This window comes from Actinomycetota bacterium (genome assembly GCA_004297305.1).
Lineage (GTDB): Bacteria > Actinomycetota > Actinomycetes > S36-B12 > FW305-bin1 > FW305-bin1.
Window position 1 is genome coordinate 129,232 of sequence record SCTR01000006.1, and the last position, 17,091, is coordinate 146,322.

At 73.6% G+C, this 17,091-nt stretch carries 16 protein-coding genes; 2 read left to right on the plus strand and 14 right to left on the minus strand.

Annotated features, from left to right (window positions below):
- Positions 1-273 precede the first annotated feature (273 nt).
- Positions 274-819, plus strand: coding sequence for a hypothetical protein (locus tag EPO13_03415; GenBank protein TAK70037.1), 546 nt, complete (start codon positions 274-276; stop codon positions 817-819).
- Positions 820-864: 45 nt separating this feature from the next.
- On the opposite strand, the gene EPO13_03420 is transcribed toward EPO13_03415, so the two are convergent.
- From EPO13_03420 to EPO13_03435, 4 genes are all read right to left on the minus strand, one after another.
- Positions 865-1,725: a hypothetical protein gene (locus EPO13_03420; GenBank protein TAK70440.1), complete on the minus strand. Its 861-nt coding sequence runs from the start codon at positions 1,723-1,725 to the stop codon at positions 865-867.
- A 200-nt stretch (positions 1,726-1,925) separates the two neighbouring features.
- Complete coding sequence (locus EPO13_03425) at positions 1,926-2,756, minus strand: pilus assembly protein TadB (protein ID TAK70038.1); 831 nt, start codon at positions 2,754-2,756, stop codon at positions 1,926-1,928.
- 28 nt (positions 2,757-2,784) lie between these two features.
- Entirely contained in the window at positions 2,785-3,969 is a 1,185-nt protein-coding gene (locus EPO13_03430) for a TadA family conjugal transfer-associated ATPase (protein ID TAK70039.1), read from the minus strand.
- A complete protein-coding gene (locus EPO13_03435; protein ID TAK70040.1) occupies positions 3,966-5,267 on the minus strand; it encodes a hypothetical protein in 1,302 nt (433 codons plus the stop codon). Before EPO13_03435 ends, EPO13_03430 begins: the two co-directional genes overlap by 4 nt.
- A 78-nt stretch (positions 5,268-5,345) precedes the next feature.
- Between EPO13_03435 and EPO13_03440 the strand changes: the two genes are divergently transcribed.
- Positions 5,346-6,254 (plus strand): HAD-IB family hydrolase, encoded by a 909-nt coding sequence (locus EPO13_03440; protein TAK70041.1) that lies wholly within the window; start codon positions 5,346-5,348, stop codon positions 6,252-6,254.
- A 727-nt stretch (positions 6,255-6,981) separates the two neighbouring features.
- Here the strand turns inward: EPO13_03440 and tsaE are convergent.
- The 10 genes from tsaE to EPO13_03490 all read right to left on the minus strand — a co-directional run bounded on the left by tsaE (position 6,982) and on the right by EPO13_03490 (position 16,795).
- Entirely contained in the window at positions 6,982-7,491 is a 510-nt protein-coding gene (tsaE, locus tag EPO13_03445) for a tRNA (adenosine(37)-N6)-threonylcarbamoyltransferase complex ATPase subunit type 1 TsaE (GenBank protein ID TAK70042.1), read from the minus strand.
- The gene (locus EPO13_03450; protein TAK70043.1) at positions 7,488-8,099 is read right to left on the minus strand and encodes a uracil-DNA glycosylase; all 612 of its coding nucleotides are present in this window, start codon (positions 8,097-8,099) and stop codon (positions 7,488-7,490) included. The genes tsaE and EPO13_03450 overlap by 4 nt, the downstream gene beginning before the upstream one ends.
- The gene (locus EPO13_03455; GenBank protein ID TAK70044.1) at positions 8,087-9,217 is read right to left on the minus strand and encodes an alpha/beta hydrolase; all 1,131 of its coding nucleotides are present in this window, start codon (positions 9,215-9,217) and stop codon (positions 8,087-8,089) included. Before EPO13_03455 ends, EPO13_03450 begins: the two co-directional genes overlap by 13 nt.
- A gap of 46 nt (positions 9,218-9,263) precedes the next feature.
- Positions 9,264-10,391 (minus strand): alanine racemase, encoded by a 1,128-nt coding sequence (gene alr / locus EPO13_03460; protein ID TAK70441.1) that lies wholly within the window; start codon positions 10,389-10,391, stop codon positions 9,264-9,266.
- A gap of 47 nt (positions 10,392-10,438) precedes the next feature.
- On the minus strand, positions 10,439-12,016 hold the full coding sequence (locus tag EPO13_03465) for an NAD(P)H-hydrate dehydratase (GenBank protein TAK70045.1): 1,578 nt from the start codon (positions 12,014-12,016) through the stop codon (positions 10,439-10,441).
- Complete coding sequence (locus EPO13_03470; GenBank protein TAK70046.1) at positions 12,013-12,459, minus strand: holo-ACP synthase; 447 nt, start codon at positions 12,457-12,459, stop codon at positions 12,013-12,015. Before EPO13_03470 ends, EPO13_03465 begins: the two co-directional genes overlap by 4 nt.
- Before the next feature lie 15 nt (positions 12,460-12,474).
- Complete coding sequence (gene glmS, locus EPO13_03475) at positions 12,475-14,325, minus strand: glutamine--fructose-6-phosphate transaminase (isomerizing) (GenBank protein TAK70047.1); 1,851 nt, start codon at positions 14,323-14,325, stop codon at positions 12,475-12,477.
- Positions 14,326-14,384: 59 nt separating this feature from the next.
- Positions 14,385-15,746, minus strand: coding sequence for a phosphoglucosamine mutase (locus tag EPO13_03480; protein TAK70048.1), 1,362 nt, complete (start codon positions 15,744-15,746; stop codon positions 14,385-14,387).
- Between the two features lie 74 nt (positions 15,747-15,820).
- Positions 15,821-16,318, minus strand: a complete 498-nt coding sequence (locus EPO13_03485) for a 30S ribosomal protein S9 (GenBank protein TAK70049.1) — start codon at positions 16,316-16,318, stop codon at positions 15,821-15,823.
- 27 nt (positions 16,319-16,345) lie between these two features.
- Complete coding sequence (locus tag EPO13_03490) at positions 16,346-16,795, minus strand: 50S ribosomal protein L13 (GenBank protein ID TAK70050.1); 450 nt, start codon at positions 16,793-16,795, stop codon at positions 16,346-16,348.
- Positions 16,796-17,091: the final 296 nt, after the last annotated feature.

The window sequence follows — 17,091 nt, forward strand, 5'->3', positions numbered from 1 at the left end:
GTGACGACCGCGGTCATGTACCCATAGATGCCAACAAAATGACTCTCCAGCCCGACGGCATCAGTGGGCTGCAGTACTTCTACTAGCCGACGGGGGACGTTCAGCATGAGTCACCAGCGTGTGCTACACCTCGGTATCGCTTGCGCGGGAATCGGTCTCATCGTCGGGTGCGCGGCACCGAGTGGATCTCTCAGGTCATCGACCGAGTCGCCGATCCCGGCTGCTGTGCCGAGTGCCGAGGCTCCCACCGGCGAGCCGACGACAGCCAACAAGGTGACCACCGTCGACACCTCCTGTGTGAACAGGGACATCGCCTGGTGGCTCGTCGGATATCGCAAGGACGCAAGGTACTCGTTGGCCGAGCTCACCGTCAGCTCGCTGGGCAACCCCTTCGATGTATCCCGCCCGGTGGATGCTGGAATCACCGAACGAGAGATCTACACCCGGGCGGGGGTCGTTATCCAACGGACCGTGTTCGGCCCGCCGGTGAAGGCTGACGAAATTGCAGTGCTCGGAGGAACCATCGGAGGCGCGACGTACACGACGGCTAACGGTGTGCCAGGGATGACGCCCGGCTCGCGGACCTTCGCCGTACTTCGTCACGATCGCGACGCCGGCTGGTTGTTGGTGAACTCCTATCTCCGGGAAGGCGATCGCGTGATCTTGAACGGCGGTTGCCAAACACCTGCCGCTGGTCAGCACGCAACCCCGTTCACCGACACGATTCCCGTCCTCAAGGGGGGCGTGGCGGGTGCTGAACGATCGCCGCACGCCGTCTCGATCCCCGTGCAGGAGTTCCTCGCCCCTGTCGGGGGCTAGGGACACCCGGACAGCCCTACTCGGACGGCCCCCACCCGGACGGGCCTACCCGACCAACTGACCCACCAGCGACACGACGAGCGGGACCACCCCGAGCAGCAGGAACGCCGGCAGGAAGCACGCGGCCAACGGCGCGACCGCACGGACGCCCGCCGCTCGGGCCGCCACTTCCACGTGCAGCCGGGCCTCGCGGCGCAGGTCGGCCGCGGCGTGACCGAGCACGGCAGCCAACGGCGCCCCGCTACGACTCGATCGGGCCACCGCCACTGCGATACTCCGCAAGCCGGGCTCCTCACCCAAGACGCTCCACGCCAGCACCGGGTCGGCGCCAAGTCGCAGCGCCGCCACCACATTCCGCAGGCTGCCCGCGGCCGGCTCGCCGATAGCGTCGGCGACGGTCGCCGTCGCCACCACCGTTGGCGCACCCGCGGCCAGGCACGCTGCCAGCAGATCGGCCACCAGCGGCGCCTGGGCGACCAATCGCGACCGTCGCAGCCGAACGTGTCGCGGTTCGAGGCGGCCGAGAATCGGCGGCAGCACGGCCGCCAGCAGGGCACCGACGGCGATCCCGCCGAAGCCGCCGACCACGACCGCAGTGGCCACGCCGGCGAGTGCGCACGCCAGTCGAGTGCGGCGACGAGCGGTGTCCTGGCCCGGTCCATCCTCGACCGTCGGCACAACCAACCCCGGCAGCCCCCATCGCCGCCATCGCCCAGATCGCTGAGGTCGCCCGGGTAGCCCGGGTCGACCCCGACGATCAGGCGGGCCGCCGGTCGCCCGGTCGGCTGCCCCCACCGTTCCGCCGCCGGCACGCGCCGGACCCTCCGGTCTCTCGTTCACGATGCGGCGCAGGCGTTCCCGCCGCTCCGCTCTCCCAGCGATCCACAACCGCCACCCCACGACCATGAGCGTGGTGGCGAGGACGAGTTGTCCACCGGCCGCTGTCACCACGGCCGGGCCGACGCGGTCCCGTCGACTTCGCCGCGACACAGGCTGTCGCGCCGCATCGCACCCGACGACCCGCGGTGACGCCGGGCGCACGCACCCCCATCCGGACGCCCCGCGCTCAGAGCGGACACCTCGCGCTCACTGGGAACATGTCGCGCTCACAATCGCCGCTCCACGCTGCGCGCAATGGCGGCGGTCCACCACAACCCCAGCGCAGTCAGGGCCAGTCCGGCCGCGCCGACGGCCACGCCGGGGATCGTCGTGCACAGCCACTGGACCGGCTCGCCGCCGAGCAGGGTGCCCAGCAGCAGCCCGATCACCGGCAACAGCGCGAGCATGCGCGCGGTGGCCCGCGGACCGGCGAGCTGGGCATCCAGCGCGACCCTGACGTCCTCGGTGGCGCGCATCGACTGGCCGAGCCGGTCGAGGGACGCCGCCAACCCGGCGCCGGCGCCTTCGCCCACCTGCCAGCACGCTGCGACCAGCAGCAGGCCGTCGCAGCCTGGCGCCTGCGCGTCACGACGCAGCCCTGCGGCCACGTCTCCGCCGAGCCGAGCCGCCGCAAGCGCCGCCGGGACAAGGACAGCGCTGCCCAATCCGGTCACGCTGGACGCCACGGAAGCGGGCGTCGAGCCGGCTGCGCTGCGGGCAGCTGGTGCCCCGGCCGCAGCGGCGAGCGCGTCGCGGGGCGGGCGTCCGGCGAGCAGTTCGGCCGACAACCCGTCGCAGAGCTCCCGGACGCCGGTCCGGGCGCGACGGGCCCCCGCCCGCGCCCCCGGACCGGCTCGACCGGCGAGAACTGTCCACCGGACGGCGAGGGACTGCCAGTGAGCGGACCAGCCGCGGAGCCGACCGGTCCGGGTCAGGACCGGACGCGACGGCCACACGGCCACGGCGACCGTGACCAGCACGATCGACGCGAACAGCGCAACCGACGGCGACAAGGCGACTGCCGGCAGTGCTGCGGCTGGCGGTGGGGCTGCGGCCATGGGCCAGCGTGCGACGGCGATTGACATGTCACCGGGCTCGCAGCAGGTCGTAGAGCGCGCCGATGCCGGGACCGCGACGAACCTGTCGTCCGCTGAACCGCAGCGCTGGCACGGCGCGGACGAACTCGTCGGGGCCGCGACGCAGCACATGGATGCCCTCGACCGTCCGTCGTCCGTCACGTCGTCGCTGCAGGTGGACGACGGCGTCCAGGCCTGCTGCGACCTGCGCGTGGACGGCGTCTCGCCCGAGTCCGGCGGCCAGGGCAAGCGCCTCCAACCGAGCCGGCACGTCGGCCGCCGAGTTCGCGTGCAGCGTGCTGCAGCCGCCGTCGTGGCCGGTGTTGAGCGCAGCGAGAAGGTCGACGACTTCGGCCCCCCGGACCTCGCCGACCACGAGCCGGTCCGGCCGCATCCGCAGGGCCTGCCGGACCAGGTCCCGCAGCGTCACCGCTCCCGCGCCCTCGAGGTTGGGCGGTCGCGCCTCCAGCCGGACGACGTGAGGGTGGGCAGGCCGGAGCTCGGCGGCATCCTCGACCAGCACCAGCCGCTCCCGCGGGTCGACCTCGCTCAGCAGTGTCGCCAGCACCGTGGTCTTGCCGGTGCCCGTCCCGCCACTGACGACGTACGCCAACCGGCGGGCCACGATCGCGCGCAACCAGGCCGCGCCGCCGGGCGGAACGGTGCCGACGTCGACGAGTTCGTCGAGCGTGAACGGTCGGCGCCGGCCCACCCGCAACGAGACCAGGGTCTGCGAACCGGACACCGGCGGCAGCACCGCGTGCAGCCGTGTCCCGCCGGGCAACCGGGCATCGACGTACGGCGCGGCTTCGTCCAGCCGCCGGCCGGCCGAGGCGGCCAGTCGCTGCGCGAGTCGGCGGACCGCGTCGTCGTCCCGGAACCGCAGGTCGGCCCGCTGCAAGCCGTGCCCACGATCGACCCAGACCTCGTCCGGCCCGTTGACCAGGACATCGGTGACCTCCGGGTCGGCGACCAGGTCGTCCAGCGGCCCGGCCCCGGTCAGCTCCGAACGCAAGGTCGACACGAGGCTGAGGACCGCGGCGTCGCCGAGGACGACGCCCTCCTGCCGCAGCGCGCTGGCGACCTCGCTGGGGCTGGCCGCGGCGGCGGCGTCGGCGATCAGCCGGGACCGCACCCGGCCCACCAGGTCCTGGGCCTGGCCGTCCTCGCCTGGCACGGCCGATGCGATGCTCATGCCGGCTGCTCCGCGTCGAGGCGACGCAACAGGATCTCGGCGGCCTGCGTCAGCGAACTGCGGGCCGACATCCGCGGCGGCCGGCGGTCCTCGGCCGCGACCGGGACGTTCCGCTGCCGCCCCACGACTGCCCAGACGGGCAACTGCAGGGCGTCAGCGAACGCCTGCGGGTCATAGTCCTTGCCTCCCAACGTCCGCCGGACGACCAGGCCGGTCGCTGCGCTGGGCAGCGGCAGGACCTGGCACAGCCGCTCGGCGGCTGCCGCTGCCCGGACCTGGGTCGGCACCACCAGCACCACCAGTCGCGCCCGGGACAGCGCCTGCAGACTTGCCTCGTCCGCCGTACGGGGAAGGTCGACGACGGTCAGGTCGAAGCCGCGGGCGGCGGCCGCGAGAGCGGCGACCATCGCCGCCGGCGGGACTGCGGTGGCACCGACCCGGTCGTACGACAGGACCGTGAGGTCGCCCACCCGCGGCAGACCGTTGCCGAGCACCTCCCCGGCCAACCGACCCTGGGTCTCGGCCAGGTCCGGCCACCGCAGGCCTGCCGCGTCCTCCGCGCCGAGCAGGACGTCGACTCCGCCGCCGAGCGGATCCGCGTCCACCAGCAGCGTCCGCCGGCGGCGGGCGGCCGTCCGGGCCAACGCTGCGGCCAAGGTGCTGGCACCCGCACCGCCGCGCCCGCCGACGACGCACACGACCGCTCCGTCACGTGATGGCCCGTCGCGGAGATCGGCGAGACGATCGGCCAGCACACCGTCGTCGGCCGGCAGTGCCAGCACCTCCTCGGCGCCCACGGCGACAGCCCCTTCCCAGACGCCGGGGACGCCGAACAGGGTCGGCAAAGCGGCCGGGGCCTGCGAAGCGGCGAGAGTCGGTGATGCGAGGCTCGGATCGGCGGACGAACCGTCGGCCTGCCGGCCGACCACCACGACGCCCGGTCGCCGCACCAGACCCGCCGCCGCGACAGCCGCGACGAGGTCGGTCCCGATCAGGACGAGCGGCACCGCACCCCAACGCGGCCGCAGGGCGGCTACGTGCGAGGCGACCTCCACCTCGACGCCCCCGGCAGCGGCGACCCGCAGCACCTCGTCCAGCAGCGCGGCCTGATCGGTCGCGAGCAGCACCCTGCTGCCGGCATCCCGCTCGGCCTGGTCGTCCTGGCTGTCCGCCTGCCACCGCACCGGTCCCCCTGACCTTCGACGTCCGTGCCGACACGATGCGATGCGACAACGGCCCGCGGCCACCCCGAGACCGTGGCTGTGGAGGACCCGGCCAGGAACCTCGGAGTTGGGGATGACGCCGCTGACCCACTAACGGTCGCTGGGCCGCGAACCTCGCGCGGACATCACCAGCCCGGCGGCATCGCGGGCTCGATGTCCGACGGTTGTGCCTACCATCGATCCGTGACCGACGAGGTACCCGGCAGCGTGCCGAGTCCGGACCATGCCGAGCTCTTTGCGGGCCACCTGTCACCGGTCGACCTGTCGACGGGCGGCCGGGCAGCGGCGTTCTTCGACCTGGACAAGACGATCCTGGCGCGGTCCAGTGCTTTCGCCTTCGCGCGCCCGTTCTACCAAGGCGGCCTCATCGGGCGATCGGACCTGCTGCGCAGCGCCTATGCCCAATTCGTGTACCTGGTCTCCGGCGCCGACCACGACCAGATGGAGCAGATGCGCGCGTACATGTCGGCGCTGTGCTCGGGCTGGGAGGTCGAGCGCGTCCGGCAGATCGTCGCCGAGACGCTCGACACCGTCGTGGATCCGCTCGTGTACGCCGAAGCCGTCGAACTCATCGACGAGCACCGCGCCGCGGGGCGCGACACCATCGTCATCTCGTCGTCGGGTACCGAACTGGTCGAACCGATCGGGGCCCGGCTCGGCGTCGATCTCGCCATCGGGACCCAACTGGCGATCGACGACGGCCGCTACACCGGCGAGATCCTGTTCTACGCCTACGGGGAGGGCAAGGCCGAGGCGATGCGGGCTCTGGCCGCCGAACGGGGCTACGACCTGGCCGCCTGCTACGCCTACTCGGATTCGCAGACCGACCTGCCGATGCTGGAACTCGTCGGTCATCCGGTCGCGACGAATCCAGACGCCGAGCTTCGCCGGGTCGCCGCGGAACGGGACTGGCCGATCCGGGACTTCGCGCGCCCGGTCGCGCTGCGCTCGACGCGGGCCGCCCGGGCCCGGCGCCGCACCGCCGTGGGCGCTGCTGTCGGTGCTGCCGCGGTCGGCGTGGCCTGGTACGCCGCGCGCCGGGTCACCCGCACCCACGGCTGAGCGCCGTCGCCGTAGCCACCGGCTGAGCCGCCATCGCTCGTACCCACGGGATGTCCCGCCGTAGCCCGGGCCCACGCGCTGAGCGGCCGTCGCCGCTGTCGCTGCCGGGGCGTGGCGAGCGGCCTGGCGACACGCCGCGCCGCGGACTGCAGCTGCGGCGTGTCCTTGCGGGAGTGAAGATTTTGCGGCCGATAGGCCTTCCCTCAGCTACCCCGGCGCGCTACACCAGAGTCAGGAACCGCGAGCCCCGGACCTTCCCCGGTCCGTCACCGGCCCCCGGGGAGCGCGGTCCCGCAGGACACACCGGACACAGCGCGTCAGTCGGCTCGACCGGCTGAGGCGGCGCAGACCAGAGCGGGAGGACGGGTACCGACGCGGCGACCAGCCCACGCAGGGCGTCCGGCTCCCGGGTCACCGGGACCGACGAGTCCACAGGTGCACGCCAGGACCCTCGACCCGCACTGGCGACGGCATCCCTCCCCCACGGAGGGGTGCCGTCGTCCTGTTCGGGGGCGCCATGCCGAGCCCGAACGGGCGTCATACCGCCGGGCCAAACGGGCACCCGGTCACGACGGGCGCCCCGGGCACGTATGGGCCCCAGGCCAGGCCGAGCCAGGACAGGGCCCCGAGTCACGACGGCCGCCGCCGGAGAACGGGGCCGCCGCGCGAGAACAGGGCCGTCGCCGCACGACGGGGCCGCACGACGGCGCGGCACGGCGGGACTGCCTCAGCGCAACTCGATCCGGCTCCACCGCGCGCCCACGCCCTCGATGGTGACCCGCCGAGGTACGTCGTCCGAACCGGGCTCGAGCCCGTCGGGCGGCTGCTCGATCGGGACGAGCCGAATCTGCAGCCGGTGCGAGGTCAGGCCGGTGACCCGATCGTCGCCCCATTCGACCACGGTGACCGACTGCGCCACAGTCGTTTCCAGGTCCAGCTCCTCGACCTCGGCAAGCGAGCCGAGCCGGTACGCGTCGACGTGGACCAGCGCCGGACCGTCGTGCAGCGACGGGTGGACCCGAGCGAGCACGAACGTCGGGCTGGTCACCGGCCCCCGCACCCGCAGGCCCTCGCCGATACCGCGGGTGAGCGTGGTCTTGCCGGCGCCGAGCCCGCCGACGAGCACCACCAGGTCACCGGCGCGCAGCATCGACCCGAGCCGCCGGCCGAGTTCGATCATCGAGTCGGCGTCGGGAACCTCGGCGTCGTACACCGTGATCGACTGCGGCTCAGTCATTCCGGGGCCCAGTCATTCGCCGAGCCGGTCACGCCGCCCTCCCGCTCGGCCAGTACGGCGGCGACCGTCTGCAGGTCCGCACGCAGCGCCGCCACCGGGGCACCGCGCGGGCCGAATCGCAGCGCGGCCGACGGGTGGTACGTGACGACGAGAGTGCGCCCGTCCCAGCGTTGCGGTACGCCGCGCAGCTGGGTGAGCCGGGCGCCGGGCCCGAGGAACCACTGGGTCGCCGTACCGCCGAGTGCCACGACGACGCGAGGGTCGATCACCTCGATCTGCTCGACCAGCCAATGCCGGCAGGTCGCGATCTCGGGGCGCTTGGGCGCGCGATTGCCTGGCGGGCGACATTTCACGACGTTGGCCACCGCGACGGTGTGCCGCGGCAGGCCCGCCTGCGCCAACAGCTCGTCCAGCAGCTGCCCACTGCGACCGACGAACGGCTCACCGCAGGCATCCTCGGCCGCGCCCGGTCCTTCGCCGACCAGCAGGACCGCTGCACCGGCGGTCGGGAGCTGACCGGGCACTGCCTGGGTCCGCGTCGCCGCCAGATCGCACGCCGTACACGCCCGGATCGAGCGGGCCAGGCCGGCCCACGTCACCGGCGCGATCCTGGACCCGGCTCGTCGCCGGCTGCAGCTCCGTCGGCTGCCGTTGCGGGGAGATTCGCGCGGACGCGCCGGACGAGGTCACGCAGCTGCGCGTTGACCTCGGCCCACCGTTCGAGTAACAGCATGTGGCCGGTGTCGTCGAGGACGACGAACTCCGCGCCGGGCACCGCGGTGACGATTTCGCGACTGTGCTGCTGCGGGATCAGCAGGTCCGCCCCACCCGCGATCACCACGACCTCGCACTGCTGCAACGGTTCCAGCGCGGCACGCTGGTCGTGGTCGTCGATGGCCGGCAGGAAGTCCGCGACGACGTCGATCGGCGTGGCGTTGTTCATGTCGGCGACGAAGCGGGCCATCGACGCCGGCACGGGCGAGGCGAAGGAATACATCCGCGTCGCGACCAGACCCAGGTCGCTGCCCCGCTCACGGCTGCGGTCGACCAGAGCCGGACGGCGGGCCAAGGCCGCCGCGGCATCGGGCAGCACCTTGTGCACGACCCGGGCCGCCGGCGCCGGCAAGCCGAACGGCACCTCGTCCATCCCGCCCGAGGACGTCGCCAGCAGGGCGACGCCACGGATCCGGTCGCCGAACAGTTCCGGATGCTCGGCGGCCAACGCCATGATCGTCATCCCGCCCATCGAGTGCCCCACCAGGACCACCGGTCCGGTCGGGGCCACCGCCTGCAGGACCGCGTACAGGTCCCGGCCCAGCTGCGGCACGGTGAGCGAGTCCGCGATGCCCTGGTCGCGGGCAGCGCGTTGCGACCGGCCGTGACTGCGCTGGTCCCACAGCACCAGCCGGCCCAACGAGCGCAGGTCGCGACGTTGGTAGTGCCACGCGTCCAAGGTGAGCGCGAAGCCGTGGCAGAAGACGATCGTGAGCCCGGCCGCGGGCGCCGGCGGCTCGTCGACTTCGACGTACAGCTGCAATCCGTCGTCGGCGGTCACCGGCACGACCCGGCCCCGAAGAGCGCCGTACGGCTCACCGTCGTCGGCCGGGCCGATCAGGCGACCGACCCAGGCCTTCTCCGCCAGCATCCCCACGGTGGCGCCGATCGCGACCACGCCGGCCACCGCCGCCCCCAGCCCGGCACCGCGCCCGACCGCCTCCCACCCCATCAGGTGACCCCGTCTATCGGCTCGCGGCGGTCGGATCGCCGCACCATCACAGGGCCCCGACCGGCAACCGGGGCACCCGCGCGCCGACCCGCGTGACGATCTCGTAGCCGATGGTGTGGCAGGCGCGCGCCCAGTCCGCCGCCGTCGGTTCGCCCTGGTCGCCGGGGCCGAAGACCACGACGGTGTCCCCGGCGCGCACCTCGTCGTCGCCCACGTCGACCACCAGTTGGTCCATCGCGACGCGGCCGGCGACGGTACGGCGGCGACCGCCGAGGAGCAGTTCACCGCGGCCGGAGGCGGCCCGCGGCAGACCGTCGGCGTACCCGAGTGGCACGAGGGCCAGCGACGTCGCGCGGTCGGTGACGAAGGTGTGGCCGTACGAGACCCCGTGGCCGGCCGGTACCCGCTTGGTCTGCGCGACCCGGGCCAGCAGGGTCATCGCCGGGACGACGCCCAGGTCGGCCGGCGTGCCCAGCCGGTCCCCCGGCGACAGGCCGTACGCGGCGATGCCGACCCGGACCAGGTCGTAGTGGGTCGACGGCTCCCCCCAGACCGCTCCGGACGACGCGAGGTGCAGCAGGGTGTCGTCCAGCCCGGCCTGCCGCGCGAGCCGGACCGCCGCATCGAAGGCATCACGCTGCCCCGCGGTCACCGGGTGACCCGGGATATCGGCCATCGCCAGGTGCGACCACAGGCCGGCGACCTGCACGATGCCCTCCGCGGCCAGGTCGGCCGCGCGCGCGACGAGCTGGCCCCACTCCGCGGCGCTGGCACCGCCACGGCCCAGCCCGGTGTCGACCTTCAGGTGCACCCGTGCGGGACGGCCCACCGACCGGGCCGCAGCGGCCAGATCGTCCAGCCCCCAACAGGTCCCGGCCGACACGTCGATGTCGGCGGCGACGCAGCCGGCGAGGTCGACGTCGCCGGGCACCGTGACCCAGGCCAGGATCCGACCGGTGTCTCCGCCGGCCCGCAACGCCAGCGCTTCGGCCGGCAGCGCGACGCCGAGCCAGCTGGCACCCCCGGCGCGGGCGGCGCGGGCCGCGCCGAGCATGCCGTGCCCGTAACCGTCGGCCTTGACCACCACCATGACCTCAGCAGCGGTGGCGACCTCGGTAGCTCGAATCACGTTGCGGCGCAGGACGTCGAGGTCCACGACCGCGGCTGCTCGCAGGCCGGCCGGCAACGCATCGGGAGAACCGGCGGCCGGCGGCGGTGAGCTCACCGGCCCATCCTGCCGTCGCCGGAGTCCTCCAGCAGGCCAGGCGACGCCGCGCGTCGCACCTCCAGCAGGCCAGGCGACGCCGCGCGTCGCACCGTCGCCACCGCGGCCGGCAGCGCGTCGAGGACGTCGAGCGCGGTCACCGGCCGGCCACCGGACCCGGCCAGCACCGCGGCACGCCCGTGCACGTGGACCGCGGCGGCGACCGTGGCGGCAGCCTGCTCGGCCGTACCGGGCCGGCGGGCGGCCAGCATCGACCCGACGAGGCCGGCCAGGACGTCGCCGCTGCCCGCGGTCGCCAGTTGTGGCGGTGCGAGCGCGTCGAGGTACGCCGGTCCGCCGGGCGGTGCCACCACGGTGCCCGACCCCTTGAGCACCACGACGGCACGCAAAGCCGTTGCGGCAGCGTCGGTTGCGGCCAGTCGGCCGCCGTCGCCGATGGCCAGGCCCAACCGGCTGAACTCCCCGTCGTGGGGCGTGAGGACGGTGGTCGCGCCGCGCGCGCCGCGGTCGCGCACGAGTCCGGTCAGGCCAGGCTGGCTCGCCAGCAGGGCCAGCGCGTCGGCGTCGAGCACGACCGGGTGGTCGGTCCGCAGCACGGCAGCCACCACCGCCGCGCCGTCGGCCCCGGTCCCGAGGCCCGGTCCCACCACCCACGCGGTGACCCGGCCGTCGGCCACCGGATCACCGGTGACGGCGACGACGTCCGGGTAGGCGCGGACCACGGCGGCCGCCGTGGCGTCGTCGCGGTCGACGTACCGCACCATGCCCGCGCCGCCGACGCGAGCAGCGCCGGTGCACAGCAGGGCGGCCCCGCGGTAGTGGGCAGAACCGGCGACGACTCCGACGACGCCGCGGCGGTACTTGTGATCGGCAGGGCCCGGTCCGGGCAGCTGCCGAGCCGCGTCCGCCGCGTCGACGACCCACGCCGCCGGTGTCTCGGGCAGCGTCTGGCCCAGCCCGATGTCGACCAGCTGCAGCTGCCCGACGTGCTCACGGCCCGGCGCCAGCAGCAGCCCCGGGGTGAGGCACCCGAACGTCACCGTCCGTACGGCGGTGACCGCCGCGCCGGCGACGATCCCGGTGTCGGCGTCGACCCCGCTCGGGACGTCGACCGCGACCACCGGCACCGGCCCGGCTGCAGCGTCCTGCACCAGCCGCGCCGCCGCCTCCCGCAACCCGCCGCGGCCGCCGATGCCGACGATGCCGTCGAGGACCAGGTCGGCGCGCCGCTGCAGCCCGGCGGCATCCCCCGCCGGCCAGGAGCGGCCGCCGGCGGCGTGGAGCCGGCCGAGTGCCGTGGTCGCCACGCGCTCGGAGAGCACTATCGCGTCGACGCGAGCGCCCCGCGCCGCCAGCGCCGCGCCGGCCAGCATCGCGTCCGCGCCGTTGTTGCCGCTGCCGACCCACACCAGCACCCGCGAGCCGGTCACCTTGCCCCGCCGCTGCCGCAGCAGGGTCCCGCAGGCCGCGGCGAGGCCGGCGGCCGCGCGTGCCATCAGGGTGCCGGGCGGCAGCCGGGCATGCAGCACGTCCTCGGCGGCCCGGACCGTGGCGACGTCGTACGCCGGCCTCACCGCGTGCCCATCGGGTCGCCTCCGGCGACGGTGCCCATCGGGTCCCCGCCGGCGACGGTGCCGAACGGGTCCCCGCCGGCGACGGCGACGACGTACGCCACCGCCACGTCACCGTCGTGGCTGAGTGACACGTGCCACCCCGTGACGCCCAGTCCGACCGCGACGGCGGCGACCGTGCCCCGCACGGCGATACTCGGCCGGCCGTTGGCAGCGGTCACCACTTCGCAGTCGTGCCAGCGCATTCCCTGCGGCGCCCCCAGCGCCTTCGCCACGGCCTCCTTCGCCGCGAAACGCGCCGCCAGCGACACCTCCGTGCGCGGGTGGCCGTCGACGGTGGTGCGCTCCGCCGTGGTGAACAGCCGGTCACGTACCCCAGGAGTGCGGTGCAACGTCGCGCCGAACCGCGGCACGTTGACGACGTCCACGCCGATACCCACGATCACGCGATCCGGCCTGTCCTACTCGACCGTGACGGACTTGGCCAGATTGCGCGGCTGGTCCACGTCGTGCCCCTTGGCCGTCGCCATCTCGCAGGCCAGCACCTGCAGCGGGACCGTCGCGACCAACGGCTGCAACAGCGTGGGGCACACCGGAAGCCGCACGACGTGGTCGGCGAACGCTGCCACCGACTCGTCACCTTCCTCCGCCAGCACCACCGTGCGAGCACCTCGGGCCCGCACCTCCTGGATGTTCGACACGATTTTGTCGTGCAGCACGCTGCGGCCCCGCGGCGACGGCACGACGACGACCACCGGCAGGCCGGGTTCCAGCAGCGCGATCGGGCCGTGCTTGAGTTCGCCGGCCGCGAAACCCTCCGCGTGCATGTACGCCAGTTCCTTGAGTTTCAGCGCACCCTCGAGCGCGACCGGATAGCCGACGTGCCGGCCGATGAACAGCACCGAGCGCGCGTCGGCCAGTTGCCGGGCGATGTCGCGGACCCCGGCGACGGTGTCCAGGACGAGGTCGACCTTGGCGGGCATCTCGGCCAGCTCGTCGAGGACCGTCGCCACCTCGTCGCCGAACTTGTTGCCACGCACCTGGGCGAGGTAGAGGCCCACCAGGTAGCACGCGACCACCTGCGTCAGAAAGGCTTTCGTGCTCGCGACGGCGATCTCCGGGCCGGCATAGGTGTAGAGGACCGCGTCGCTCTCCCGCGGGATCGTGGATCCGACGGTGTTGCAGATCGACACCACACGTGCGCCCTGCTCCCGCGCGTGCCGCAGCGCCATGAGCGTGTCCATCGTCTCGCCGGACTGCGAGATCGCCAGCACGAGCGTGCGGCCGTCCAGGATCGGATCGCGGTAGCGGAACTCGCTGGCCAGTTCGACCTCGGTCGGGATCCTCGTCCAGTGCTCCACGGCGTACTTGGCGATGAGTCCGGCGTGGTACGCCGTACCGCAGGCGACCACGACGATCTTGTCGACCTCCCGCAACGCGGCGTCGGTGAGCCGCATCTCGTCCAGCCGTAGCCGGCCGTCCTTGCCGATGCGGCCCAGCAGCGTGTCGGCCAGCGCCTTCGGCTGCTCGGCAATCTCCTTGAGCATGAACAGGTCGTAGCCGCCCTTCTCGGCGGCAGCGGCGTCCCAGCTGACGGTGAACTCGGTGACCCGGCCCGGCCGGCCGTCGAAGTCGGTCACCGTCACCGAGTCGGCGCGCAGCTCGACGACCTGGTCCTGGCCGAGTTCGACGGCGTCGCGGGTGTGCTCGATGAACGCCGAGACGTCCGAGGCCAGGAAGTTCTCGCCGTTGCCGCGCCCGACGACCAACGGCGAGTTGCGGCGTGCCCCGACCACGACGCCGGGCCGGTCGGCATGGACGCAGACCAGGGTGAAGGCCCCGTCGAGTCGCTGGCACACCCGTCGCATCGCCTCGGCCAGATCACCGGCCACCTGCGGCAGCACCGACGCGAGCAGGTGCGCGACCACCTCGGTGTCGGTCTCCGATGCCAGGACCACCCCGGCGGCCGTCAGTTCCTCACGGAGTTCGGCGAAGTTCTCGATGATCCCGTTGTGGATCACCGCGACCTTGCCGTCCTCACTGACGTGCGGATGCGCGTTGGCGTCGGTGGGGCCGCCGTGGGTCGCCCACCGGGTGTGCCCGAGTCCGGTCGTCGACTGCGGCAGCGGGTCGGCGCCCAGCAGCGACTCCAGATTGCCCAGCTTGCCCGAGCGCTTCCGCACGGCCAGCGCGTTGCCGGCGACCACGGCCACCCCGGCCGAGTCGTACCCGCGGTACTCCAAGCGGCGCAGGCCGGCGACGACGACCTCCAGCGCCTGCTTCTCCCCGACGTACCCGACGATCCCGCACATGCGCGCCAGCGTAACCGCGGCACGTCGCGGCAGGCCGTACGCCGGGCGCCCGGCGTACCTCACACCAGCGCGGTCCGGCTCCCCACGACCTCGGCGATCCCGGCGGCCAGCCGCTGCGCCTGGTGCTGCGTGGGCGCCTCGACCATGACCCGCACGACCGGCTCGGTCCCCGACGGACGCAACAGCACCCGGCCGGTCTCGCCGAGTTCGGCCTGCGCGGCGGCGACCGCCGCCGCGACGTCGGCGCGCTGCCCGAGCGCGGCCCGGTCGACGCCCTGCACCGACAGCAGCACCTGCGGGAGCCGGTGGACCACCGCGGCCAACTCCGCCAGCGGGCGGCCGGCACGCGCGACGTTCGACAGCAGCGCCAGCGCGGTCAGCACGCCGTCCCCGGTGGTCGCGTGGTCGAGCATGACGATGTGGCCGCTCTGCTCGCCGCCCAGCAGGTAGCCACCCGCCCGCATCGCCTCCAGCACGTACCGGTCGCCGACCGCGGTCTCGACCACGGTCACCCCGGCCGCGGCCATCGCGTGCTTGAAGCCGAGGTTCGCCATCACCGTGGACACCACAGTGTCGTGGACCAGCGCGCCGGCCCGGTGGGCTGCCACAGCCAGGATCGCCAGGATCTGGTCGCCGTCGACGACCTCTCCGGCGGCGTCCACCGCCAGGCAGCGGTCGGCGTCACCGTCGTGGGCGATACCGGCGTCGGCGCCGGCTGCCAGGACCGCGGCCCGCAGGCCCTCGAGGTGGGTCGAGCCGCAGCCGTCGTTGATGTTGAGCCCGTCCGGTTGCGCGTTGATCGCGACGACCTCGGCGCCGGCGCGGCGCAGCGCTTCCGGGGCAACCAGCGACGCGGCGCCGTGCGCGCAGTCGACGACGACTCGCAGGCCGCGCAGGTCGCCGGCGACGGCGACCAGGTGGTCGACGTACGCCGAGGCCGCGCCCGGGTCCTCCCGCACCCGCCCCACCCCGGCGCCCACCGGCCGGTCCCACGGCTCGCCGATCCGCCGCTCGATGGCGTCCTCGAGGTCGTCGGGCAGCTTGTGGCCACCCCGGGCGAAGAACTTGATCCCGTTGTCGGGCATGGGATTGTGCGAGGCCGACAGCATCACGCCGAGGTCGGCGTCGAGCGCGGCCACCAGATATGCGACGCCGGGCGTGGGCACCATCCGGACCCGTACGACGTCCACTCCGGCGCTGGCCAGACCCGCGACCACGGCGGCCTCGAGGAACTCGCTGCTGGCGCGCGGATCGTGGCCGACGACGGCGACTGGGCGGCGACCGCGGTCACCGGCAGCGGCGAAGACGCCGACGTCGGCGAGCACGTGGGCAGCGGCAACCGACAGGTCCAGTGCCAGCTCGGCGGTGAGGTCGACGTTGGCGAGCCCCCGGACTCCGTCGGTACCGAAGAGCCGGCCCACCAGTCCTCCCGCCGTCGACGCGTCGTTGCCGGTCCACCGTAGGCGCTGGGGGCCTCCGATGGCGTACGGCGCGACTAGCGCTTGGAGTACTGCGGCGCCTTGCGGGCCTTCTTCAGACCGGCCTTCTTGCGCTCCTTGGCCCGCGGGTCCCGCGTCAGGAAGCCGGCCTTCTTCAGGCTCGGGCGGTTGCCCTCGACGTCGATCTCGTTGAGGGCCCGGGCGATGCCGAGGCGCAGCGCGCCGGCCTGGCCGCTGGTGCCGCCGCCGCTGATGCGGGCGAAGACATCGAAGCGGCCGTCGGCGCCGAGGGTCTTGAACGGCTCGTTGACCAGCTGCTGGTGGACCTTGTTCGGGAAGTAGGTCTCCAGGTCGCGGCCGTTGATGACCCAGCGACCCGAGCCCGGCACGAGGCGGACCCGGGCGATGGCCTCCTTGCGCCGGCCGACCGCCCCGGCGGTGCCGAGAGTGACCTCACGGGACACCACCGACGACGATGCCGGGGTCTCGGAGGTGAAGCTGCTGCTGGCCGCGGCGTCGTCGACGTCTGCTGCTGCGGTGGTGGCCTCGGACACTGCCACGCCTTCCCTTCGGTTGTGGGTCTAGCCGGCCTGCGAGATCTGCGTGATCTCGAACGGCACGGGCTGCTGGGCGGAGTGGGGGTGCTCCGGGCCGGCGTAGACCTTGAGCTTGCGTAGCTGCGCGGCACCCAGCTTGTTGTGGGGCAGCATTCCCTTGACGGCCTTCTCGACGGCGCGGCGCGGGTTCTGCGCGAGCAGGTCGACGTACGACGTCGCCCGCAGCCCACCGGGGTAGCCGGAGTGCCGGTAGTCCTTCTTCTGCTCGAGCTTGGCACCGGTCAGCGCGACCTTGTCGGCGTTGATCACCACGACGAAGTCGCCGGTGTCCACATGCGGGGCGAACGTCGGCTTGTGCTTGCCGCGCAACAGCTGCGCCACCTGGGACGCCAGCCGGCCCAGCACGACGTCAGTAGCGTCGACGACATGCCAGGTCCGGGTGATCTCGGCCGGCTTCGGGCTGTACGTGCGCACGGTGCTGCCTTTGTTCGAACGTGTGGGAATCGTGCTGGTGCGATGACCTGCTGTGCCGAGTGACGCCGCCAGCCGGGCCATCGCTGGCCGGCGCGACACAACGACCGGTCAGGCTACCGGCGGCCCGGTACGACGGTCAAAACGGCGTCCAGCAGGACCCGGCGCCGCGGTGCTGGCCGGTCAGGCTGGCGGTCGGCCAAGGTCCCGACCGGTCAGGCTGGCCGGCGGCCAGGCCCCGACCGGTCAGGCCATGGGTCAGCCGAGGGCGGGGACACGGAGGGGCCCGATGTGACTCG